Origin of the sequence: Stenotrophomonas sp. TEPEL (genome assembly GCF_004348785.1) — a bacterium.
Lineage (GTDB): Bacteria > Pseudomonadota > Gammaproteobacteria > Xanthomonadales > Xanthomonadaceae > Stenotrophomonas > Stenotrophomonas indicatrix.
This window is the reverse complement of sequence record NZ_QQXJ01000001.1, coordinates 4,108,422-4,128,663: the sequence shown is the minus strand read 5'-3', so window position 1 is coordinate 4,128,663 and position 20,242 is coordinate 4,108,422. Positions and strand designations below refer to the sequence as shown.

Genomic DNA, 20,242 nt, shown 5'->3' with positions numbered 1-20,242 from the left:
CAAGGTTGCCGCGCTACCATCGGCCCCACTACATTGCGACGATGATCACTGTTACGTCGCCGCGCGCGCTCCTCACTTTCTTGGCCGTTGCCCTGCTTGCCGGCTGCGCCACCACGGGCACCCGGCCTGAAGCGCCGGCCGCTGCCAAGCCCGCTGCCGCCACCTACGCCAAGGTCGACTGGAACACGTTGCCGGCCGTATCCGATACCGACCTGCAGGCCGGCTTCGCCGCTTGGCGCAGCAGCTGCACCCGCCTGAAGAACGATGCGACCTGGGCCAAGCCCTGCGCGACCGCCAGCACCGTGTCCGACAAGGACGCCGCTGCGATCCGCGCATTCCTGCAGCGCGATCTCGATGTCTATTCCCTGCGCGCCGGCGGCCATCGCGCCGACGGCCTGATCACCGGCTACTACGAACCCATCTATCCGGGCAGCCTCACCCGTACCGACACCGCCACCGTGCCGGTGTACGGCACCCCCGATGATCTGGTGGTGGTGCAGCTGGACAGCGTCTATCCCGAACTGAAGGGCAAGCGCCTGCGCGGTCGCGTGGAGGGCAAGGTGCTCAAGCCCTACGACGATGCCGGCAGCATCGCCAGCAAGGGGGCCAAGGCGCCGGTGCTGGCCTGGCTGACCGATCCGATGGACCTGCAGCTGCTGCAGATCCAGGGTTCGGGGCGGGTGCGCCTGGCCGATGGCAAGCAGGTGCGGCTGGCCTATGCCGAACAGAACGGCCATCCCTATCGCGCGATCGGCCGCTGGCTGGTGGAGCAGGGCGAGCTGAAGAAGGAAGACGTCACCATGGACGCGATCCGCGCGTGGGCGAAGGCACATCCGGCACGCGTACCGGAACTGCTGCGCAGCAATCCCAGCTACGTGTTCTTCGTGCGCAGCGCGGACAGCCCGGAAGGTCCGCGCGGTTCGTTGAACGTGCCGCTGACCGCCGGCTACAGCGTGGCGGTGGATCGCACCGTGGTGCCGCTGGGCAGCCTGCTGTGGCTGTCGACCACGCGCCCGGACGGCACGCCGGTGGTACGCCCGGTGGCCGCGCAGGACACCGGTGGCGCCATTGCCGGCGAGGTACGTGCCGATCTGTACTGGGGCAGCGGCGATGCCGCCGGCAAGCTGGCCGGCGACATGAAGCAGCAGGGCAACCTGTGGCTGCTGTGGCCGAAGGGTGTGGCGTTGCCGCAGTAGGTCAGCAGGGCTCAGATCCCCCTCCGCAGGAAAGGGATCTGACCCCCATATGCCTGATAATGGCGCCATTCCGAACTTTCCGGTCGCAACTGCGGCCAGGACCCATGCAATGAAATACGCAAAGAACAACGCAAAATCCAACACGAAGAAGTACTACAAGCACTGGGCCGAATCGGGCCTGGGCAAGGGCAACGTGCTGATGGAAGCCCGTGGCGAGAAGATCGTGCGCCAGGTGGAGATCTACGGGGCCAAGGTCGTGTGGGCCGATGAAACCGGCCAGAGCGATGACCGCTTCGTGCTGGCCGACCAGCCGGTGTCGTTCATGGATTTCGACGAAGACGACGAGATCAGCGCGCGCGAGTTTGAAATTGCCTGGAAGAAGGCCCGGGAAGCCACCGGCTACCCNGTCTAAGGTCGAGGGAGCCGCAGTCATCGGATGGCTGGCGGAATCGAAATGTTATAAAGTTTCATTTCCATCTCCCTGGCCTCCCGATGAAGACTCCCACGCTGGTGGCCGCGCTCGCGGCCGCCCCGTTCGCTCCTGAAGCATTCGCCCAGTCCGCCGACGCCGCGCTCACCCTGGGCAAAGTCGATGTGCACCAGCACAGCGAGGGGCAGCTGAGCGCACACCAGGTGCTGACCTCGGTGGACGTGCTGGGCGCGGACCAGATCGAAAACCGCAACGTGTCGCACAGCTGGGAACTGCTCGGGCAGATGCCCGGCATCCAGCTGACTGAAACCCGGCAGGGCGCCGAGTCGGGCAAGGTCAGCTTCCGCGCCTTCAACGGCGAGGGCTACCTCAATGCCATCAAGACGCTGATCGACGGTATCCCCAGCAACGTCAACAGTGGCAACCAGCGCTTCATCGACATGCTGTTTCCGCTGGAAATCAGCTACATCGAAGTGGTGCGCGGTACCAACGATCCGCGCTACGGCCTGCACAACATCGGCGGCAACGTGAACTTCGGCACGCGCCAGGGCGGCACCTACACCGACGCGCGGCTGGCCTATGGCAGCTACAACACCCGCGATGTGCAGCTGGCGGTGGGCCGCGAAGCCGACGGCTTCGCGCAGAACTACTTCGTCGGCACCCAGGCCAGCGACGGTTACCGCGACCACGACAGCTCGAAGAAATACGCGCTGGGCGGCAAGTGGTTCTTCGGCTCGCTCGACGAAGGGATGCGCGTAGGCCTGACCGCGCGCGCTTATCACCATGAAGCCGACGAACCCGGCTTCATGACCGCCGATGAACTGCGCACGCACCGCCGCCGCAGCGACCTGCGCAACGCCAATGACGGCGATGACCGCGACATGCGCCAGTTCGCCGCGCACCTGGACATGAAGCTGTCCGACGCGCTCACCTTCGGCACGCGGCTGTACTACAACCGCTATGAAGACGACCGTCGTGTGACCTTCAGCGACCTGCCCAGCGGAAACCTGCCGCGCCAGCGTCGTGTCTGGGACGAGCGCCAGGCAGGCCTGCTCGGCACGCTCACCTGGCAGGCCAGCCCCACGCTTACCGTGGAAGGTGGGCTCAATTACGAGCAGCAGGACAACGGTTACCGTCGCGAGCGCTACGCCTACGCCGAGCCCACCGATTTCAGCCAGGCACCGGCACGCGTGCAGAACAACGACCGCCACAGCTTCGACAACTGGGGCGCCTACGTGCAGGCGATCTACCAGCCCGCCGACGCGTGGAAGATCGTGCCGGCCTACCGTGTGGACCGTTTCAGCGGCCACACCCGGCTGATGAACGGCACCACCGGCCGCCTGCAGGACTACGGCAGCATCGGCCAGCCCAAACTGAGTGTCATCCACAGCCTGGGTGAGCAAACCCACGTCTACGCCAACTGGGGCCGTACCTTCCAGGTGCTGACCGGTTCCACCGCGCCGGCCTACCTCACCCCGGGGCAGGCACCGATGCAGCCCTCCACCAATACCGGCATGGAGCTGGGCCTGAAATTCCAGCCCTTCGCCGGCAGCCAGGCCCGGCTGGCGGTATGGCAGCAGGATGCGGAAAACGAGGTGTCCAACATGCCGGCCACCGGCACCACGGTCACACTGGGCAAGACCCGTCGCCGCGGCGTGGATGCGCAGATCAGCGCGCAGCTGGGTGACGCGTGGACGCTGTGGGCTTCGCATGCCTATCAGGAGGCGAAGATCACCCGCGACGACCGCGCCGCTGGCGTGACCCTGCAGGGACGCGAAGTGGCCGCCACCCCGCGCCACATCAGCAACCTCGGCCTGGACTACCAGGCCAGCGATGCCCTGCAGCTGGGCCTGCAGGCACGCGCGCAGGGCGATTACTACCTGGAAGAGCGCAACGTCACTGGCAAGTTCGGCGGCTTCGCCGTGCTCGACCTCAGCGCGAAGTACCAGATCACCCCGGCCTGGAGCGTGGACCTGCAGCTGAAGAACGTGACCGGCCGCGAGTATGCCTACGCCTGGTACGACAGCTTCTTCTGGGACAGCGCCCGCCCGATGTTCTCGCCCGCCCCGGGCCGCGCGGTCTACGTTGGGCTCAACATGAAGCTGTAACCGCAAAGCCGGTAGTGGTCGAGCTTGCTCGACCTGCAGGGGTCAGAGCCCTTTCCTGACGGAAAGGGATCCGACCCCGGACCCCGCAGCGCAAGGGGTCAGATCCCTTTCCGCGAGGAAAGGGCTCTGACCCCACACCCACGTTTTGCACTACATTGGTGCAATGTCCGACCCCGCGCCCCCGCCGTCCCTCGATGCCCTCGGCACGCCGCTGGCCTGGGCCGGGCCCGATGGCCGCATCGCCGGCTGCAACCCGGCCTTCGCGCGCTGGCTGGGCGTCAGCGGCCGGCGCCTGCTCGGCCAGCCGTTGGCCGCGCTGGAAGTGCAGGGCGAGGCGCTGGCCCATTTCCTGGCTCGCGACGAGCGCGACAGCCTGCGCCTGAACCGGCTGGCGTTGGCGCTGCCGGGCGAAGCCGCGCGTTTTGCCGAAGGCTGGATGAGCCGCCGCGACGATGGCGGCTGGCTGCTGGAGGCGCATCCGGTCGATGAGTTCCCCGGGCTCGACCCGACCCAGGCCCTTCCCAGCGCGCTCAGCGCAGCGCTGAAGGGCCTGGCGCACGAACTGCGCAATCCGCTGGCCGGGTTGAAGGGCGCCGCACAGCTGCTGGCCCGCCGCGCGGCGCAGCGCGATGCCAGCGAACGCGAACTGATCGACCTGATCGGCTCGGAGATCGAGCGGCTCAATGGCCTGCTCGAGCAGCTGCTGTCCCCGGCACCTGCTGCGCCGCATGCGGCGCTGAACATCCACGCCGCGTTGGAGCGCGTGCTGCGCCTGGCCGAGAACGAGGCCGGCTGGGCGGTGCGACTGCAGCGCGACTACGACCCCAGCATTCCCGAATTCGATGGCGACGCCGACCGCCTCACCCAGGCGGTATGGAACCTGGTGCGCAATGCCATCCAGGCCGGTGCCGGCAACATCACCCTGCGCACGCGCGTTGAACACGGTGTGCGCATCGCCGAGCAGCTGCACACCCTGGCGTTGCGGCTGGAAATCGCCGACGACGGCCGTGGTGTACCCGAAGAACTGGCCGAACACCTGTTCCTGCCCCTGGTCAGCGGTCGCGCCGAAGGCACCGGCCTGGGCCTGGCGCTGGCCCAGCAGGTCGCGCGCGAGCATCGCGGCACGCTGACCTACCGGTCGCGCCCGGGCCATACCGTATTCACCCTGCTGCTGCCGATCGGCAACGGCACCGCCGCCGCCGAGGAGCCCCCGCGCGATGTCTGAGTCTTCCGCGTCCGCGCCGTGCATCTGGGTGGTCGACGATGACCGCGCCGTGCGCTTCGTGCTGTGCACCGCGCTGCGCGAGGCCGGCTACCAGGTGGTCGACTTCGACAGCGCCGCCCCCGCACTGCAGGCGCTGGCCGATAGCCCGCCGCCTGCGCTGCTGTTCACCGACGTGCGCATGCCCGGCGACGATGGCCTGGTGCTGCTGGACAAGCTGAAGGCCGCGCTGCCGCAGCTGCCGGTGGTGGTGATGTCGGCCTACACCGACGTCGCCAGTACCGCCGGTGCATTCCGCGGCGGTGCGCACGAGTTCCTGTCCAAGCCGTTCGATCTGGACGACGCGGTGGCACTGGCCCAGCGCGTGCTGCCTGCAGTGGCGCCGGCCATGGCCGCGCCGACGCCGGCCGCAGAAGCCGCCAGCGACCAGCCGCCGCAACTGGTGGGCGATACGCCACCGATGCGCGCGCTGTTCCGCGCCATCGGCCGCCTCGCGCAGGCGCCATTGGCGGTGTTGATCATCGGCGAAACCGGTACTGGCAAGGAGCTGGTGGCCAACGCGCTGCACCGCGAATCACCGCGTGCGCAGCATCCGTTCGTCGCCCTGAACACCGCCGCCATTCCCGCCGAGCTGCTGGAAAGCGAGCTGTTCGGTCATGAAGCGGGTGCGTTCACCGGCGCGCAGCGGCGCCACATCGGCCGTTTCGAACAGGCCAACGGCGGCACCCTGTTCCTCGATGAAATCGGTGACATGCCGTTGCCGTTGCAGACGCGCCTGCTGCGCGTGCTCGCCCAGGGCGAATTCTTCCGCGTGGGCGGACGTGAACTGATCCGCGTCGATGTGCGCGTGGTCGCCGCCACCCACCAGGATCTGGAAGGGCTGGTCGCGCAGGGAAAATTCCGAGCCGACCTGCTGCACCGCTTGGACGTGGTGCGCCTGCAGCTGCCGCCGTTGCGCGAGCGCCGCGAGGACATCGCGCAACTGGCCACCACCTTCCTGGCCGCTGCCGCGCGCAGGCTCGATACGCCGCCCAAGCGGCTGACCGCCGCCGCCCTGCAGGCGCTGCGCGAGCACGACTGGCCGGGCAACGTCCGCGAACTGGAAAACGTGTGCTGGCGCATGGCCGCACTGGCCGCCGCCGATACCATTGGCGTGGCCGATGTCGATACCGCGCTCAACCGCACCCGCAGCCGGCGCAGCAGCGCGGCTGCCGGTGACCCGGGGCAATGGGAAGCGCTGCTGTCCGAATGGGCACGCCGGCAGCTGGCCGAGGGCACCGAGGGCCTGCACGCGCAGGTGCGCGAACGGGTCGACCACGCCCTGTTGGAGGCCGCCCTGCAGATCACCCACGGTCGTCGCGCCGAAGCCGCCGCGCGCCTGGGCCTCGGCCGCAATACGCTTACCCGCAAGCTGGGCGCCGGTCGCCGCCGCGGCGGCCATTGAACGGTGCCTGCACGCGATCCTCGCACCCGCTTGCCGAACTGTTGATCCTCCATGGACGATGCCGTCCGTAGTGTTACCTGCAAGGAGTCCTCGATGCGTTTGTCCTTCGCCCTTCTGCCGCTGTCCGCTGCCGTGCTCCTGTCTGCCTGTGGCAGCGCACCGAAGAAGCCGCAGCCCACACCGCCGCCGGTGGTCACCACGCCCGTGGCCCAGCTGGCCGAAGCCAACCTGGCGCCAGCCTCGGCCAGCATCGTCAGCGGCCGTCTGGTGTTGAAGACCGAAAGCGGTGGCGTGCACTTGACCGGCCTGGTCGGCGGCCTGCAGCCGATGCAGCAGGCCGGTTTCCACATCCATGAGCGCGGTGACTGCAGCGCGGTGGACGCCAGCAGCGCCGGCAACCACTTCAATCCCGCCGGCGTCGCCCACGGTCGTGCCGGCAGCGGCAAGCACCACCTCGGTGACATCGACAACCTGCAGGCAGACGCGCAGGGCCGCGCCAACATCGATGTGCATCTGAAGGGCGTTACCCTGGGCGGAGGCGCCGCCACGGATATCGCCGGGCGTGCACTGGTCGTGCATGCCAGGGCCGACGACTATCGCAGCCAGCCCGCCGGCAATGCCGGCGTCCGCATCGCCTGCGGCGTGATCCGGGTAACCCGCTGATCACACCACCGGCATTTCCCAAGGAGAGTTTCCATGCGTCTGATCCACACTTCGCTGTTCGCGGCCATCGCTGCACTGGGCCTTGCCGCCTGCAACCAGCAGCCGGCAGCACCGGCAGCCGAAGCCCCGGCCACCACCCCGGCCGAAGGTTCGGCAGCACCGGCCGATCCGGCCACTGCACCGGCTACCGCAGCGGCCCCGGCAGCCGATGCCTCGGCCACTGCCGAACTGGCACCGACCCAGGGCAATGAAACCAAGGGCTCGATCACCTTCAAGCTGGTCGACGGCAAGGTGCACGCGTCCGGCCAGATCAGTGGCCTGAAGCCGGGCAGCGAGCACGGCTTCCACATCCACGAGAAGGGTGACTGCAGCGCGCCGGACGGCATGAGCGCCGGCGGCCACTTCAATCCGGGCAAGCAGGACCACGGCAACGTGGCCACTGATCCGCACCACGGTGGCGACATGCCCAACATCAAGGCCGACGACAAGGGCGTAGCCACCATTGATGGTCCGGTGTCGAGCAACGTCAACATCGGCAAGGGTGATGATTTCGACATCATCGGCCGCAGCCTGATCGTCCACGCCGACGCGGACGACTACAAGACCCAGCCGACCGGCAACGCCGGCGCGCGACTGGCGTGCGCGGTGATCAACAAGGCCCCGTAAGAAAACGAAAACGCCGGCGCAAGCCGGCGTTTTTCGGTTGATCCGCCGGGCATGGCCCGCCGCTACCGTATTCCGCCGGTAGCGCCGGGCATGCCCTGCAGGCGCTCGCAGTCGCCCTTGCCGTGGTTGTAATGGGCGCACCAGCCGGCCGGGTCGAACAGCGCCATGCGCGCTTCGCCCTGCGTATAGCGCAGCAACGGCTCGGGCGCGTCACTCAGCCACTCGTCCTGGCCCGGGGCCATGATCGCGGTTTCAATCAGCGGCCACAGCGCGGCCAAACCCTGATTGTCGTACTGCATCGACATCATCGCGGCCAGGTCGTTCACGGTGAAATAGCGTGCGTGCTCGATGCGCGCACCGAACGTGTTCTGCGCCATCAGCGCGGTATCGGCATGGGCCATGCCATTGGCCAGCAGCACCTCTTCCAGTGCAGCGGCCACGGCTGTCGTGGTGGCCACGTCGGTACCGGTCAGCAGGAACGGCACCACCCGCAGGCCACCGCCGACCAGGCTTGCGTCGGCCTGGAACGGCAGCGGCACATCACCGCTGGCATCGGCGCCGAAGGCCAGCACGCGCGGGCCCTGGTTGCTACCGGGCGCGCGCATCTGCAGTTCTTCCAGGCGGCGATGGATCGGCCAGCCCGGGCGAAGCACTTCGGCCGGATCGAAATGGGCGGCGGCGAACACCAGGTCCAGCTCGGCCACCTGTGGCACCAGCTTGGACAGGTCGCGGCCAACGCGTTCGGCCAGTTCACCGGCCTGTTCAGCGCTGAGCACCGCCTGGCGGGGGATTTCACCGCCGGCCAGTTCCAGGGCCAGCACGCCAAGGGCATTCATCGCAGGGTCGGGTTTGCTCATGGTTCCACGGTTGGCCCATCACAGGGCGGCAGCTACACTTGGCCCCATTATGCCTGCTCTGTCGTGCAGGCCATGTTGCAGACACCCTCATCCATGCCAGGTATCTCCATGCCCAACGCTCGTCCCGTCGCCATCCTCGGTGGCGTCCGCATTCCGTTCTGCCGGCAGAACACGGCGTATTCGGATGTCGGCAACCTCGGCATGTCGGTGCGTACGCTGGGAGCGCTGGTCGAGCGCTTCGGCCTGCACGGCCAGCAGTTGGGCGAAGTGGCGATGGGTGCGGTCATCAAGCACTCCAGCGACTGGAACCTGGGCCGCGAAGCCACGCTGTCCTCGGGCCTGTCGCCGTTGACCCCCGGCATCACCCTGCAGCGCGCCTGCGGCACCTCGCTGGACAGCATCATCACCGTTGCCAACAAGATCGCCCTGGGCCAGATCGAATCCGGCATCGGCGGTGGTTCAGACACCACGTCCGACGTGCCGATCGTATATGGCAAGAAGCTGCGCGCGCGCCTGCTGGCGGCCAACCGTGCCAAGAGCACCGGCGACAAGATCCGCGCACTGACCTCCGGCTTCAAGTTCGCCGAGCTCAAGCCGGAGTTTCCGGGCGTGGCCGAGCCGCGTACCGGCAAGAGCATGGGCGACCACTGCGAGGACATGGCCAAGGAGTGGAACATCTCGCGCGACTCGCAGGACGCGTGGGCAGTGTCCTCGCACAAGAAGCTGGCCGCAGCCTATGAGCGCGGCTTCTTCAATGACCTGATCGCACCGTTCCGCGGCGTCGAGCGCGACAACATCCTGCGTGCCGACACCTCGCTGGAAAAGCTGGCGACGCTGAAGCCGGCCTTCGACAAGGTCTCCGGCCGCGGCACCCTGACCGCTGCCAATTCCACCCCGCTGACCGATGGCGCCGCCGCCGTGCTGCTGGCCAGCGAAGAGTGGGCACGCGCCCATGGTCACGAGCCGCAGGCCTACCTGCGCGACGCACACGTGTCGGCCGTCGATTTCGTGCACGGCGAAGGCCTGTTGATGGCGCCGACCGTGGCCGTGCCGGAGATGCTCAAGCGCAACGGCCTGACCCTGCAGGACTTCGACATCTACGAGATCCACGAAGCCTTCGCCGCACAGGTGCTGTGCACCCTGCGTGCGTGGGAGAGCGAGGATTACTGCCGCAACCGCCTCGGCCTGGATGCGCCGATGGGCCGCATCGACCCGGACAAGATCAACCTGCTGGGTTCGTCGCTGGCCACCGGTCATCCGTTCGCCGCCACCGGTGCACGCGTGATCGCCACGGCGGCCAAGCAGCTGGCCGAGCGCGGCGGTGGCCGTGCGCTGGTGTCGATCTGCACCGCCGGCGGCATGGGCGTGGTGGCGATCGTCGAACGTTGAACGCCACGGTAGTGCCGGCCGCTGGCCGGCAACGTTGGAATTGAAAACGCCGCCCGATGGGCGGCGTTTTCGTTGATTGCATCCCCTGGTGGGTGCCGAGATTGCATCCCCTGGTGGGTGCCGACCGTTGGTCGGCACACCTTCAGCCAGGGTCACGGCATCCGCGGGTTGCCGAACGCGTCGCGCTCTTCATTGGCGTCGTACACCGGCGGCAGCGGTGCAATCGGCTGCTCTTCGACGGTCGCATGCAGCGGCGGGTCGACCACCGCTGCCGGTGCACGCACCAGCGCCACACTGTCTTCGCCACGCTGCAGGCGCAGCGCGTTGGCCAGGCACTGCGCGGCCAGCACGTGTTCGCCACGCTGCGCGAAGGCTTCGCCCAGCGCTTCCCATGCAGGGGCGCCGGCACCCGCGGCGATGGCTTCATGCAGGAACGCATCGGCCGCGTCCCACTGTTGCTGCGCCAGCGCGATGCGGCCCTGGGCCAGGCGCAGGGCGGCCGAGTCGTCATGCACGTTGCGCCAGCGCTGCAGGTTGGCCTGGCGCGTGGCCAGACGTTCGGCCGGCAGACGGCCATACACGGCCACCAGTTCGTCATCCCAGCGGTGGTCCAGCGCCTGCTCAAGCGCCAGCAGTGCCGGTTCGTCCCAGTCCAGTGCAACTGCACGGGTGGCGTAGGCGGCAACCACGTCCGGCGTCGGTCGCAGCGCCTTCGGCGTGGCTTCCCACTGCGCAGCCAGGGCGTTGACGTCGCCTGCTTCCAGCAGTGCCTGCGCGGCCAGTCGTGCTTCCAGCTCGCTGCTGGCCTCGGCCGGCAGCACCTTGGTCTGGCGCAGCGCGCCCAGCTGGCCGTAAGCCTCGTGCGCGCGGCCAGCACGTGCCAGCGCTTCGGTACGCAGCCACAGACCACGCGGCGGCAGCGGCTGGATCGCTGCCACATCCAATGCGTTGATCGCATCCACCGGCAGATCGTTGGCCAGCAGCTGCTCGGCACGCAGCAGTGCCTGCAAGGTCGCATCGCTTTCGCCCAGGCGCTGCAGCAGCGCCTCGGCAGCGGGTGCATCGGCCCGCACCTGCGCGCTGCGCACGGCATTGGCCAGGGCAACCCCGCTCACTTCCGGATCCTTGGCGGCGCCATCCAGCAGCTTCTCGGCGCGCTGCCACTGGCCATGCTCATAGGCCAGCAGACCGTCGATCAGGCGCACCCGGCCCTGCTTGCGGCGGTAGCGGCCCCAGGCACGGAACGGTGCGGCAATCAGGCTCCACAGCAGCCACAGCACCAGCACGCCGATCACCGACAGCAGCGCTACCTTCGGCAGGTTGCTGTGGTAGTCGAAGCCGCCATAGCGCAGGGTCACTTCGCCGTAGCGGTTCAGGTCATCGGTGCCGAGCCATTGCGCGGCAACCACGCCAATGGCCACTGCCAGCAACAGCACGACCAGTGATTGCAGGGGTTTCATACGGGCTTACCTCCGGTCGGTCTGGGTACGCAGTTGTTGCAGAGTGCTGCCAAGCACGGTGTCATCGGCCTGCAATGGCAGCGAGCGCAGGGCGTGGAGTTCAGCACGTTGCGCGCGCAGGTCCGGTGAATCCGGCCAGCGCCGCTGCGCCCAGAGATCGATTCTATTCAGCGCGGCATCGCGGCCTTTGCCGTCGCCGCGCTCGATCGCTGCGCGGGCCAGGGTCAGTTCCAGCTGCAGCGCCGTATCGATGGTGGCGCGCTCGGCCGACGTCAGCGGGCCGTTCAGGCGGCTCGGGGTGATATCCACGAAGGGCGCCAGCGCGGCCTGCCACCACGGTTTTTCGGTGGAGTTGGCCGGCGCCTGCGCGATCTGCGAAGGCAGGCCCTGCAGGGCCTTGTCCAGCGCGTCCAGGCGTTGCAGCGACAGCACGCGCGGGCCGGCGCCCAACGCATCCAGCGCGTTGCGTTCCTGCACCAGTGCCTGGCGCAGGTTCAGGCCGTCGCTGTCGGGCAGGTCGGCCAATGCAGTGGCGGCGAGCGCATACAGCCGGCGTGAGCCCTCCACATCATCGGCAAAGGCCAGCCGCTGTGCGGCCTGGGTCAGCAGCAGTTCGGCCTCATCGCGCTGCACGGCCTGGCGGCCCTGGTTGGCGCTGTCGGCCAGCTTGGCCAGGTTTTCTTCCAGCAGGGCACTGCGCTGCGACAGGCCCAGCACTTCGTCGCGCAGTACCCGGTTGGTGGTGGCCGCATCCTGCAGGCGCTGGCTGGCAGCGCGCTGGTCGCGGCGCAGGGCCTCGACCGTAGCCTCCAGCCCCTTCAGCTGCACGGCGGTGGTCTGCGCCTGCGCCAGCTGGTCGCTCTGCTGCTTCTGCCAATAGCGGTAACCGGCATAGCCGCCCGCGCCCAGCACCGCCAGCACGGCAAGCGGCAGCAGCCAGCGCAGGGGGCGATGGGGCGATGGAGCGGTCGGCAGAGTGTCGTTCATCGGGCTTCCTTGTCGGCGGCAATGCCGGAACAGATCCGGCAGGCAGCGTTGTGCACAGCATCACTGTTGCCGACGACACCGGCAAGACGCTGCCGGGTGCCTGTTCAGGTCGCTGCCGGGCCAGTGAGCGCAGTGTGTGCAGCGGCCATCAGCTGAGCGCTGGTAGGGCCCTCGCTGCGCACCACCCGGGTCAGCCCCAGGGCCTGCGCCTGCGTGCCCAGCCGGCCGCTGGCCACCAGCGCGATCGCGTTCGCCCGCAGCCGCTGTTGCCAGTGCGCAGGCAACTGCTGCCAGAAGTGCTGCAATGCCTCGCCACTGCTGATGGCCAGCAGCCAAGGCGTCGGAGAACGGGCCAAACGCGCCAGCATGCGCCGTGACAAGCGCAGCGGCAGCCGTCGGTAGACATCGGCACGGGTGATCTGTGCGCCAGCAGTCTGCAGTTCGGCGGCAATCAGGCCCCGGCCTCCCGGTGCGGTCACCAGCCCGATCCGCATGCCCCGCACATCGCCCAGCACCGGCATCGCCAGCAGACCCTCACTGTCCATCCGCTGGGGCGCATGGACGTCAGCGACGCCATGGGCCAGCAGGGCACGCGCGGTGCCTTCGCCCACCGTCAGCCACGGGCTGCGCTGCGCCGTCGCCAGCGGTAGCAGGCTGGCCGCTGCGGCCACGGCCGCCGGGCTGGTGAACACCACCCGATCGCTGGTCAGCGCGCGTTGCAGTTGCTGGCGCGCGGCGCTGTCCTGCAGCCGCTGCAGCCGCCAGGGCGAAAGCGCGACGGTACGGCCTCCCAGCCCTGCTGCGGCGTGGCGCAGCGCCGCCTGCTGGCCCTGCGGGCGCAGCGAGATGAGGGTCCAGCCAGTGGGTATCGTATGGTTGGCCATTGCCGTCATTATGCGGGCCCTTCGTTGTCGTGGTTGCTGCTGATGGCTGTTGATGCCCTGACCTCTTCGCTGGCTGCCCTGCAGGACGTGCTGGACTGCATGCCGGCGGTCCGCGCGATGCAGATCCGCCTGGATGGCTATGCCGACGGCGTGCTGCGCATCACCGCGCCGCTGGTGGCCAACGTCAATGACAAGGGCAATGCGTTCGGCGGCAGCCTGGCCTCGGTGCTGACCCTGTCCGGCTGGGCGCTGGTCAGCCTGCGCCTGCGCCTGGCCGGCCACGACGCCGAGGTCTACGTGGCCGACAGCAACCTGCGCTACCTGGCACCGGTCTATGAAGACCTGCATGCCCATGCCGAAGCGGCCGGAAGCGGCGCCTGGGAGACCTTCCTGGCCACCTTCCGCCAGCGCGGCAAGGCCCGCATCAGCATTGTCGCCACCCAGCCCGGTGCCGACGGCAAGGCCGCGGCCGAATTCAGCGGTCGCTTCGTTGCCTTCGCCAAAGGGTAGGATGGCAGGCTGACGCCCTGCGGAACCCACCGATGCGCCGCCTCATCCAGATCCTCCTGTGTTCCCTGCTGCTGCTCAGCGCCGCCGCCGGCGCTGCCGCCGACGACCTCAGCCGCAAGCAGCGCAAGCTGCTGGAAGAGACCCAGATCGCCTACGGCGCCACCATCCGCTGGGGCAGCATGGACGACGCCATCGCCTATCTCGACCCGCAGCTGCGCAAGACCAAGCCGCCGACCGAATTCGAGCTCAACCGCTATGCGCAGCTGCGTGTGTCGTCCTACCGCGAGCGCAGCAGCGCATCGCTGGACGGCGGCCAGGTCGAGCGTCGGGTCGAAATCGGGGTGATCAACCAGAACACCCAGGCCGAGCGCACCGTGGTGGTGACCGAGCGCTGGCGCTGGGATCCGGAAGCCAAGCGCTGGTGGCAGAGTGCGGGCCTGCCGGACCTCTGGCAGGGGCAGTGACGGGGCGTGTCCGGCTTGTGCGACAATCGGCGCCCGCTTAATCGACCCGTGACCTGAGTGAATTACGAAGAGTTGCTGGCCTTCGCAGGCCGAAACCCGATGCTGTCCGCGGCCCTGGTCGGCCTGACCGTGGCCCTCATCGTCACCGAAATCCGCCGCCTGTTCCGGGGCTTCAAGGGCATCAAGCCCGCCGAACTGACCCAGCTGATCAACGCGGGCGGCACGGTGGTGGTGGATCTGTCGCCCAGCGCTGATTTCGAAAAGGGCCACATCGCCGGCAGCCGCAGTGCCCAGGCCAGCGCGTTCGGCCCCGAGCACAAGCTGGTGGCCAACGCCAAGCAGGCCCCGGTGGTGCTGGTATGCCGCAGCGGCAACGCGTCCGAGACCGCCGCCAAGGCGCTGAAGAAGGCCGGCTTCGAGAAGGTCTTCGTGCTCGACGGCGGCATCCCCGCGTGGCAGCAGGCAGAACTGCCGCTGGTCAAGGGCCGCAACTGATCGCAGGTGGTGGCGGATGTGGCCTTGTTTGCGCCCTCCGCCGCCCCCATCGCACTAATTCGACCATCGTTTTCATTGCATTCACTGGAGTTATTGGAAATGTCCGAAGAGACCACCAACGGCGCTGTTGCGCCGGCCGATGCCGCCACCGGCCCCGCGTTCACCGTCGAGAAGATCTACGTCAAGGACGTTTCCTTCGAGTCGCCGAATGCCCCGTCGATCTTCAACGACCAGGTGCAGCCGGAACTGCAGCTCAACCTGAACCAGCAGGTCCAGCGTCTGGGCGAGAATGCCTTTGAAGTCGTGCTGGCCGTGACCCTGACCTGCCAGGCCGGCGAGCGCACCGCGTACGTGGCCGAAGTGAAGCAGGCGGGCGTGTTCGGCCTGGTCGGCCTGGACCCGCAGTCGATCGACGTGCTGCTCGGCACCCAGTGCCCGAACATCCTGTTCCCGTACGTGCGCCAGCTGGTCAGCGACCTGATCCAGGCCGGCGGCTTCCCGCCGTTCTTCCTGCAGCCGATCAACTTCGAAGGCCTGTACGCAGAAACCCTGCGCCAGCGCCAGGAGCAGGGCGACGCACCGTCGCTGGCTGACTCCGAGCCGGCCGGCAACGCCTGATCCCGGCCGCGACGTCACGGATGAGCACTACCGCTGACAAGGTTGCCGTACTCGGCGCCGGTTCCTGGGGAACCGCGCTGGCGACGCTGCTCGCCCGCCACGGTCGCCAGACCGTGCTGTGGGGGCGCGATGCCGCCGTGGTCGAGGCCATCGACCAGCGCCACGAGAATCCGCGTTACCTGCCCGGCATTCCGTTGCCGGAATCGCTGCGCGCCACCACCGACCTCGCGTCGGCGGTGGAAGGTGCCGCCTGGATCCTGGTGGTGACCCCGTCGCATGCCTTCGGTGAAACCGTGCGCGCGCTGGCACCGCTGCGTCCGGCCGGTGCCGGTGTGGCCTGGGCCACCAAGGGCTTCGAGCCCGGCTCTGGCCGCTTCCTGCATGAAGTAGCGCGCGAAGTGCTGGGCGAGGACGTGCCGCTGGCCGTTGTCACCGGGCCGTCGTTCGCCAAGGAAGTCACCCTGGGCCTGCCGACCGCGATCACCGTGCACGGCGACGTGCCCGAGTTCGCGCAGACGGTGGCCGAGGCCATGCACGGCCCGGCGTTCCGCGCCTACACCGGCGACGACATGGTCGGTGCCGAGCTGGGCGGTGCGATGAAGAACGTGCTGGCCGTGGCTACCGGCGTCGCCGATGGCATGCAGCTGGGCCTGAACGCCCGTGCCGGCCTGATCACCCGTGGCCTCAACGAGATGCTGCGCCTGGCGGCAGCGATCGGCGCCAAGCCGGAAACGCTGATGGGCCTGGCGGGGCTGGGCGACCTGGTGCTGACCTGCACCGGCGACCTGTCGCGCAACCGCCGCCTCGGCCTGGCCCTGGGCCGCGGGCAGACGCTGCAGGACGCCATCCGCGAAATCGGCCAGGTGGTCGAGTCGGTGCAGACCGCCGACGAAGTGATGCGACAGGCGCGCCGTCATGGCATCGACCTGCCCATCTCCGACCGCGTGCGCGCCGTGCTGCATGGCGAGCAGACCCCGGAAGAAGGATTGCGTGCGCTGTTGGCACGCGAACAGAAGCCGGAGTATCCGGATACGCTGTTCAAGTGAATCGAAAAACCCCGGCCCAGCGCCGGGGTTTTTTTTGTGCGTGCGCGAAATCCATCCACGCATGGCGTGGATCTACTGGGGAACCCGCAGCGCCCATCACCGCGACTGCGGCGGCACGTTGGTGTTGTCCATGTCCGAAAAAATCATCCATGGCCCACCCGCCACGCGCTTCAACGTCAGCGTGAACTTCCCGGTATCGCCTGCGTTGTTGCCGTAGGTGTAGGCACCAATGATGTAACCGGTGGATTCCTCTGCGGCATAGGCCAGCGCACGCAGCCGCAACGGGCTGCTTCCCTGGCCGGCATACGCCGCCTCGATCGCCCCGCGCCCGCGCACGGGCGGCTGGTTGCTCTGCAGGATGAAGCCGTCCTCGGCGAACAATCCCGCCAACGCCTTCGCATCACCGGTGCGCCACGCCTGTTCGTAATCGCGCAGCACGCGATCCAGCGCGGCGGGCAGGGGGACATCGGGCAGCGAGATGGGTAAGGGCGCAGCGGGCTGTTGCGCAATCACAGGCCCGGCCAGCAACAGGCCACTGAGAAGCATCGAGGCAAGTAGTGAACGGCGCATGCGTCTGCATCCTGGCAGTGTTGGAAGGCGTGATTGCCAGAGTATCCACCTTGGCTGGCGGGTAGAATCACGCGGTCGCCGGCTGGGCGAATGGACACAGGACAGGGAATGACGTCTCGAATGATGGGAATGGCAGGGCTGGTCGCGTTGCTGGCTGCGTGCACGCAGGTACCGGCACCGGAAGCAGGCACCGCAGCTGCACCCGCCGCTACTGCTGCGCCGACGGAAGCCCCAGCCGCCACGGCCACGGTGGTCGAGCGCGCGCCCTCCGTCGAAGACGGCGTGGACCCGTCGGTGTGGGACAACGAAGGCGAGCCGGAAGGTGAGACCCCCGGCGCCGAACTCACCTGCGCGGACAATCCGCTGGCGACTTATTTCTTCACCCTGGTCGGCGGCAACACCGTGGACGACTGCGGCCGCAAGGACCCGAAGGTGCTGGCCGCGTTCGACGCCCTGATGAAGAACACTGCGGCGGCCGAATCGCCCGACAGGAACGTCCCCTCCCTACGCGAACGCCTGCTGAGCGGTCCCAGCGGGCCTGGCGAATTGATGGTGCTGCAGGGCGAGCCGTGGTGGCTCTACACCGCCTGCCAGGCGCACCAGTGCTCGACCACTGCGCTGGCGATGCTGTATTCGCCGACGCACTCGAAGATGGTCGGCCGCCTTACCGCCCGCTGCAACGTGTGGTGGCTGGGCGAGCCGAACGCGGAGCAGCGCACCCTCATCGAGCGCGAGCGTCCGGTGGACGACGCGATGCTGAAGGAAGAAGGCGATTCCTGCGAATGATGGGCGGTAACGCCGGAAGATTCTCCGGCGTTACGCCTCAGGCCGCATCCGCGCGCTGACCTGCGCGGTCAGCGCCAGGCACGCCATCATCAAACCCTCCATCACCCGATCGCCCACGTATTCGTCGTCCGGTCCGTTCTGGCGGACGCGCTCGGCCGCCAGCAGCATTTCCAGCGCGATGCGCAGGCCCGCCAGTGCGCAGTCCGCATCGGCCAGCGCCATGCGGCGGCCGGGCATCTGATGACGCTCCGGCCACGGCTGGCCGTCGGCGGCTGCGCCTTTCCCAATCCGCGTCAGCGTGGCGATGAAAGCTCTGGGATCGATCACAGATGCTTGTTCTGATGACGCATCGTCCGCTGCGCGATAGGGATGAGGGCGAGGAAATTCCGGTGTAGTCATGGCTGGGGCTCCGTGCAGGACAGACGGTAGCCGCCACACAAAGGTGGCGGGCGGAGACGTGGCTCGAAAACCGGGAGATCACGCATAAGTCCGGCAGGCGCAAGGCCTCCACGCTCCGCCCGCCATAGCCGGCAGACGGATTGCCAGCCGGCGCCACGCGGGGTGACGCCGGCCGGCAAGCGTAAACAACGTGTGTGATCTCACGGGTTTTCGATGCCCGGCCATCCTTTTTCGATGGCCCGTCATCTGTACCTCTGTGGCTGCGCAACGCCAATCAGACAAATTGCATTCAACGCTTGATGCAAGACGCTTTCGGCATTCTTGCATGCTGTTAAGCCGCCCCAGACGCCGATGGCGCAAGGGCCCTCAGCGATAGAGGAATATGCGACATGGGTCGTGATTGCCGCCGCAGTGGGCTGACACGTCAGCGAGGCAATAACGACAGAACTTCGCGATGCGGCGATACAGCGTGGTGCTAGTCGAGCTCTATGAGAAAGCGCGTGGCCAGGGCAGATGGCACCACAGACGCCCCGACCCGTTTCAGTTCAACCAGCCCATAGCCTTCCATCATCCGAAGGGTACGAGAAAGGCTTGGAACCTTGCGCCCGCAGTGTTCGGACAGTTCGGTGAGCGACCTGGGTTGAAGTTCGCGCAGCAGTCGCAACAGCCGGCGGTTCTCATCGCTCAATACTGCGGCCAGGGAAGACAGGGTGGAGAAGGCTATCGCCCCCTCCGCAACCTGCGGTGGTGCCGATCTGTCCTTTCGTTCTCCACCGATGACACAACGTTGGAAGGTACTTTGGATTGGCGAACGGCACGTATCGGAATCTGTCATCGGTGCGGGATTGCAGTGGGACCGATAGATCATGTCTGGCCGAGCACGCGCTGGATTGAACAAACGGCGCATGGATGGCGCAACCGAAGTCTGTGTCTGCTTCCGGCCAGCAGCCGCCGCCCGAGGCTCACGAACACGCTTGCCTCACCCGTTCGGGGCAGGTGGAGACCCGAGCCTGCCGGCAGACTGGCGACCTCATCCTTGGAAGGACAACGCAATGAGTACCTCCAACCGCAAGACGGCCAGCTTCGGCGTGCCGTGGGAATCGGCCTATGGGTATGTACAGGCCGTGCGCGTGAACAATTCGATCTTCGTGTCGGGCCAGCTCTCGCACACGCCGGAGGGACAGCTGGTGGCGCCGGCCGCTCTGGGCGCTGATGGAAAGCCTGCCAACTTCGACACCATGGAAGCGCAGATGAAGCGCACCTACGAGAACGCGCAGGTGCTGTTGGCCGAGCTGGGTGGATCGCTGGCGGATGTGGTTGAGGAAACCCTGTTTGTCATTGATGTGCCTGCGGCGTTCGCCGCCAGCAGCAAGGTCAGGCCTGCCGTCTATGGCCAGCCTGTTCCCCAGGTGGCCAGCAACCTCATCGGCGTTTCCGCGCTCGCCTTCCCCGAACAGTTGATCGAGATCGCGTTCCGCGCTGAAGTGCAGCCGTAGCCGGCCCCCTGAAGCGAAGGAGCACCCGGCGCTGACATGGAAAGCCCGCGGGCGCAATCACGCCCGCAGGCCTTCCCCACGTTGGCTCCGCAACTTACATGCCCAGGTCGGACAGCCCCGGGTGATCATCCGGGCGGCGCCCCAGTGGCCAGTGGAACTTGCGTTCGCTGTCCTTGATGGGCATGTCGTTGATGCATGAGAAGCGGCGCTCCATCAGACCATCCGCGCCGAATTCCCAGTTTTCGTTTCCATAGGAGCGGAACCAGTTTCCAGAGTCGTCGCGCCATTCATAGGCGTAACGCACGGCGATGCGGTTGCCGGTGAATGCCCACAACTCCTTGATCAGGCGGTACTCAAGCTCTTTCTTCCACTTTCGGGCAAGGAACTGCCGGGCTTCCTCGCGGCCGTTGGTGAACTCGGCGCGGTTTCGCCACTGGGTGTCGAGCGAATAGGCAAGCGCCACTTTGTCGGCATCGCGGGAATTCCAGCCATCTTCTGCCAAGCGAACCTTCTGGATCGCCGATTCGAGAGTGAACGGGGGAAGGGGGGGAC

General features: G+C 67.5%; 22 protein-coding genes and 1 pseudogene. 15 read left to right on the top strand and 8 right to left on the bottom strand.

Annotated features, from left to right (window positions below):
• Nucleotides 1–41: 41 nt before the first annotated feature.
• From TEP_RS18895 to TEP_RS18865, 7 genes are all read left to right on the top strand, one after another.
• Nucleotides 42–1,196 carry an MltA domain-containing protein gene (locus tag TEP_RS18895; protein WP_132826307.1) on the top strand — a complete coding sequence of 385 codons (1,155 nt, stop codon included), beginning with the start codon at nt 42–44 and terminating at the stop codon, nt 1,194–1,196.
• A gap of 109 nt (nt 1,197–1,305) precedes the next feature.
• A complete protein-coding gene (locus TEP_RS18890) occupies nt 1,306–1,608 on the top strand; it encodes a hypothetical protein (protein ID WP_033832709.1) in 303 nt (100 codons plus the stop codon).
• An 80-nt stretch (nt 1,609–1,688) separates the two neighbouring features.
• The gene (locus tag TEP_RS18885) at nt 1,689–3,734 is read left to right on the top strand and encodes a TonB-dependent receptor (RefSeq protein WP_132826306.1); all 2,046 of its coding nucleotides are present in this window, start codon (nt 1,689–1,691) and stop codon (nt 3,732–3,734) included.
• A 163-nt stretch (nt 3,735–3,897) separates the two neighbouring features.
• Entirely contained in the window at nt 3,898–4,959 is a 1,062-nt protein-coding gene (locus TEP_RS18880) for an ATP-binding protein (protein WP_132826305.1), read from the top strand.
• Nucleotides 4,952–6,400 carry a nitrogen regulation protein NR(I) gene (ntrC, locus tag TEP_RS18875; protein WP_132826304.1) on the top strand — a complete coding sequence of 483 codons (1,449 nt, stop codon included), beginning with the start codon at nt 4,952–4,954 and terminating at the stop codon, nt 6,398–6,400. Before TEP_RS18880 ends, ntrC begins: the two co-directional genes overlap by 8 nt.
• Nucleotides 6,401–6,493: 93 nt before the next feature.
• Entirely contained in the window at nt 6,494–7,063 is a 570-nt protein-coding gene (locus tag TEP_RS18870; protein ID WP_025875951.1) for a superoxide dismutase family protein, read from the top strand.
• A gap of 33 nt (nt 7,064–7,096) precedes the next feature.
• Nucleotides 7,097–7,729: a superoxide dismutase family protein gene (locus TEP_RS18865; RefSeq protein WP_132826303.1), complete on the top strand. Its 633-nt coding sequence runs from the start codon at nt 7,097–7,099 to the stop codon at nt 7,727–7,729.
• Nucleotides 7,730–7,818: 89 nt separating this feature from the next.
• Here TEP_RS18865 and TEP_RS18860 read toward each other — a convergent pair.
• A pseudogene (locus tag TEP_RS18860) lies at nt 7,819–8,586 on the bottom strand (hypothetical protein); the annotation flags it as partial.
• Nucleotides 8,587–8,679: 93 nt separating this feature from the next.
• On the opposite strand from TEP_RS18860, the gene TEP_RS18855 reads away from it, so the two are divergent.
• Nucleotides 8,680–9,975 carry an acetyl-CoA C-acetyltransferase gene (locus tag TEP_RS18855; protein ID WP_093820881.1) on the top strand — a complete coding sequence of 432 codons (1,296 nt, stop codon included), beginning with the start codon at nt 8,680–8,682 and terminating at the stop codon, nt 9,973–9,975.
• A gap of 152 nt (nt 9,976–10,127) precedes the next feature.
• Here the strand turns inward: TEP_RS18855 and TEP_RS18850 are convergent, their stop codons facing one another.
• From TEP_RS18850 to TEP_RS18840, 3 genes are all read right to left on the bottom strand, one after another.
• On the bottom strand, nt 10,128–11,435 hold the full coding sequence (locus TEP_RS18850; protein ID WP_132826302.1) for a heme biosynthesis HemY N-terminal domain-containing protein: 1,308 nt from the start codon (nt 11,433–11,435) through the stop codon (nt 10,128–10,130).
• A 6-nt stretch (nt 11,436–11,441) separates the two neighbouring features.
• Nucleotides 11,442–12,422 (bottom strand): uroporphyrinogen-III C-methyltransferase, encoded by a 981-nt coding sequence (locus TEP_RS18845; RefSeq protein ID WP_132826301.1) that lies wholly within the window; start codon nt 12,420–12,422, stop codon nt 11,442–11,444.
• 104 nt (nt 12,423–12,526) lie between these two features.
• Nucleotides 12,527–13,315, bottom strand: a complete 789-nt coding sequence (locus TEP_RS18840) for a uroporphyrinogen-III synthase (RefSeq protein ID WP_132826300.1) — start codon at nt 13,313–13,315, stop codon at nt 12,527–12,529.
• A gap of 33 nt (nt 13,316–13,348) precedes the next feature.
• Between TEP_RS18840 and TEP_RS18835 the strand changes: the two genes are divergently transcribed.
• From TEP_RS18835 to TEP_RS18815, 5 genes are all read left to right on the top strand, one after another.
• Nucleotides 13,349–13,816 (top strand): YiiD C-terminal domain-containing protein, encoded by a 468-nt coding sequence (locus TEP_RS18835; protein WP_032951885.1) that lies wholly within the window; start codon nt 13,349–13,351, stop codon nt 13,814–13,816.
• Nucleotides 13,817–13,848: 32 nt separating this feature from the next.
• Nucleotides 13,849–14,280 carry a hypothetical protein gene (locus tag TEP_RS18830; RefSeq protein WP_080150286.1) on the top strand — a complete coding sequence of 144 codons (432 nt, stop codon included), beginning with the start codon at nt 13,849–13,851 and terminating at the stop codon, nt 14,278–14,280.
• 57 nt (nt 14,281–14,337) lie between these two features.
• A complete protein-coding gene (locus TEP_RS18825; protein ID WP_025875933.1) occupies nt 14,338–14,775 on the top strand; it encodes a rhodanese-like domain-containing protein in 438 nt (145 codons plus the stop codon).
• A gap of 99 nt (nt 14,776–14,874) precedes the next feature.
• The gene (gene secB / locus TEP_RS18820; protein ID WP_049467899.1) at nt 14,875–15,393 is read left to right on the top strand and encodes a protein-export chaperone SecB; all 519 of its coding nucleotides are present in this window, start codon (nt 14,875–14,877) and stop codon (nt 15,391–15,393) included.
• 20 nt (nt 15,394–15,413) lie between these two features.
• On the top strand, nt 15,414–16,439 hold the full coding sequence (locus TEP_RS18815; protein ID WP_032978039.1) for an NAD(P)H-dependent glycerol-3-phosphate dehydrogenase: 1,026 nt from the start codon (nt 15,414–15,416) through the stop codon (nt 16,437–16,439).
• 96 nt (nt 16,440–16,535) lie between these two features.
• Here the strand turns inward: TEP_RS18815 and TEP_RS18810 are convergent, their stop codons facing one another.
• Nucleotides 16,536–17,009: a nuclear transport factor 2 family protein gene (locus tag TEP_RS18810; protein WP_132826299.1), complete on the bottom strand. Its 474-nt coding sequence runs from the start codon at nt 17,007–17,009 to the stop codon at nt 16,536–16,538.
• 108 nt (nt 17,010–17,117) lie between these two features.
• Here TEP_RS18810 and TEP_RS18805 point away from each other — a divergent pair, with 108 nt between their 5' ends.
• On the top strand, nt 17,118–17,795 hold the full coding sequence (locus TEP_RS18805; protein ID WP_132826298.1) for a hypothetical protein: 678 nt from the start codon (nt 17,118–17,120) through the stop codon (nt 17,793–17,795).
• Nucleotides 17,796–17,825: 30 nt separating this feature from the next.
• Here the strand turns inward: TEP_RS18805 and TEP_RS18800 are convergent, their stop codons facing one another.
• Nucleotides 17,826–18,194 carry a hypothetical protein gene (locus tag TEP_RS18800; protein ID WP_132826297.1) on the bottom strand — a complete coding sequence of 123 codons (369 nt, stop codon included), beginning with the start codon at nt 18,192–18,194 and terminating at the stop codon, nt 17,826–17,828.
• 475 nt (nt 18,195–18,669) lie between these two features.
• The gene (locus tag TEP_RS20040) at nt 18,670–19,029 is read right to left on the bottom strand and encodes a helix-turn-helix domain-containing protein (protein ID WP_132826296.1); all 360 of its coding nucleotides are present in this window, start codon (nt 19,027–19,029) and stop codon (nt 18,670–18,672) included.
• A 217-nt stretch (nt 19,030–19,246) separates the two neighbouring features.
• Between TEP_RS20040 and TEP_RS18790 the strand changes: the two genes are divergently transcribed.
• A complete protein-coding gene (locus TEP_RS18790) occupies nt 19,247–19,690 on the top strand; it encodes a Rid family hydrolase (protein WP_025875920.1) in 444 nt (147 codons plus the stop codon).
• Between the two features lie 94 nt (nt 19,691–19,784).
• Here TEP_RS18790 and TEP_RS18785 read toward each other — a convergent pair.
• On the bottom strand, nt 19,785–20,242 hold a 458-nt coding region (locus tag TEP_RS18785), incomplete at its 5' end, for a nuclear transport factor 2 family protein (RefSeq protein WP_132826579.1).

Excerpts from the sequence above, each read along its gene's own strand:
- TEP_RS18895 (WP_132826307.1), top strand. The coding sequence starts at position 42 with ATGATCACTGTTACGTCGCCGCGCGCGCTCCTCACTTTCTTGGCCGTT.
- TEP_RS18885 (WP_132826306.1), top strand. The coding sequence starts at position 1,689 with ATGAAGACTCCCACGCTGGTGGCCGCGCTCGCGGCCGCCCCGTTCGCT.
- TEP_RS18880 (WP_132826305.1), top strand. The coding sequence starts at position 3,898 with ATGTCCGACCCCGCGCCCCCGCCGTCCCTCGATGCCCTCGGCACGCCG.
- ntrC (WP_132826304.1), top strand. The coding sequence starts at position 4,952 with ATGTCTGAGTCTTCCGCGTCCGCGCCGTGCATCTGGGTGGTCGACGAT.
- TEP_RS18870 (WP_025875951.1), top strand. The coding sequence starts at position 6,494 with ATGCGTTTGTCCTTCGCCCTTCTGCCGCTGTCCGCTGCCGTGCTCCTG.
- TEP_RS18865 (WP_132826303.1), top strand. The coding sequence starts at position 7,097 with ATGCGTCTGATCCACACTTCGCTGTTCGCGGCCATCGCTGCACTGGGC.
- TEP_RS18855 (WP_093820881.1), top strand. The coding sequence starts at position 8,680 with ATGCCAGGTATCTCCATGCCCAACGCTCGTCCCGTCGCCATCCTCGGT.
- TEP_RS18850 (WP_132826302.1), bottom strand. The coding sequence starts at position 11,435 with ATGAAACCCCTGCAATCACTGGTCGTGCTGTTGCTGGCAGTGGCCATT.
- TEP_RS18845 (WP_132826301.1), bottom strand. The coding sequence starts at position 12,422 with ATGAACGACACTCTGCCGACCGCTCCATCGCCCCATCGCCCCCTGCGC.
- TEP_RS18840 (WP_132826300.1), bottom strand. The coding sequence starts at position 13,315 with ATGACGGCAATGGCCAACCATACGATACCCACTGGCTGGACCCTCATC.
- TEP_RS18835 (WP_032951885.1), top strand. The coding sequence starts at position 13,349 with ATGGCTGTTGATGCCCTGACCTCTTCGCTGGCTGCCCTGCAGGACGTG.
- TEP_RS18830 (WP_080150286.1), top strand. The coding sequence starts at position 13,849 with ATGCGCCGCCTCATCCAGATCCTCCTGTGTTCCCTGCTGCTGCTCAGC.
- secB (WP_049467899.1), top strand. The coding sequence starts at position 14,875 with ATGTCCGAAGAGACCACCAACGGCGCTGTTGCGCCGGCCGATGCCGCC.
- TEP_RS18815 (WP_032978039.1), top strand. The coding sequence starts at position 15,414 with ATGAGCACTACCGCTGACAAGGTTGCCGTACTCGGCGCCGGTTCCTGG.
- TEP_RS18810 (WP_132826299.1), bottom strand. The coding sequence starts at position 17,009 with ATGCGCCGTTCACTACTTGCCTCGATGCTTCTCAGTGGCCTGTTGCTG.
- TEP_RS18805 (WP_132826298.1), top strand. The coding sequence starts at position 17,118 with ATGACGTCTCGAATGATGGGAATGGCAGGGCTGGTCGCGTTGCTGGCT.
- TEP_RS18800 (WP_132826297.1), bottom strand. The coding sequence starts at position 18,194 with ATGACTACACCGGAATTTCCTCGCCCTCATCCCTATCGCGCAGCGGAC.
- TEP_RS20040 (WP_132826296.1), bottom strand. The coding sequence starts at position 19,029 with ATGACAGATTCCGATACGTGCCGTTCGCCAATCCAAAGTACCTTCCAA.
- TEP_RS18790 (WP_025875920.1), top strand. The coding sequence starts at position 19,247 with ATGAGTACCTCCAACCGCAAGACGGCCAGCTTCGGCGTGCCGTGGGAA.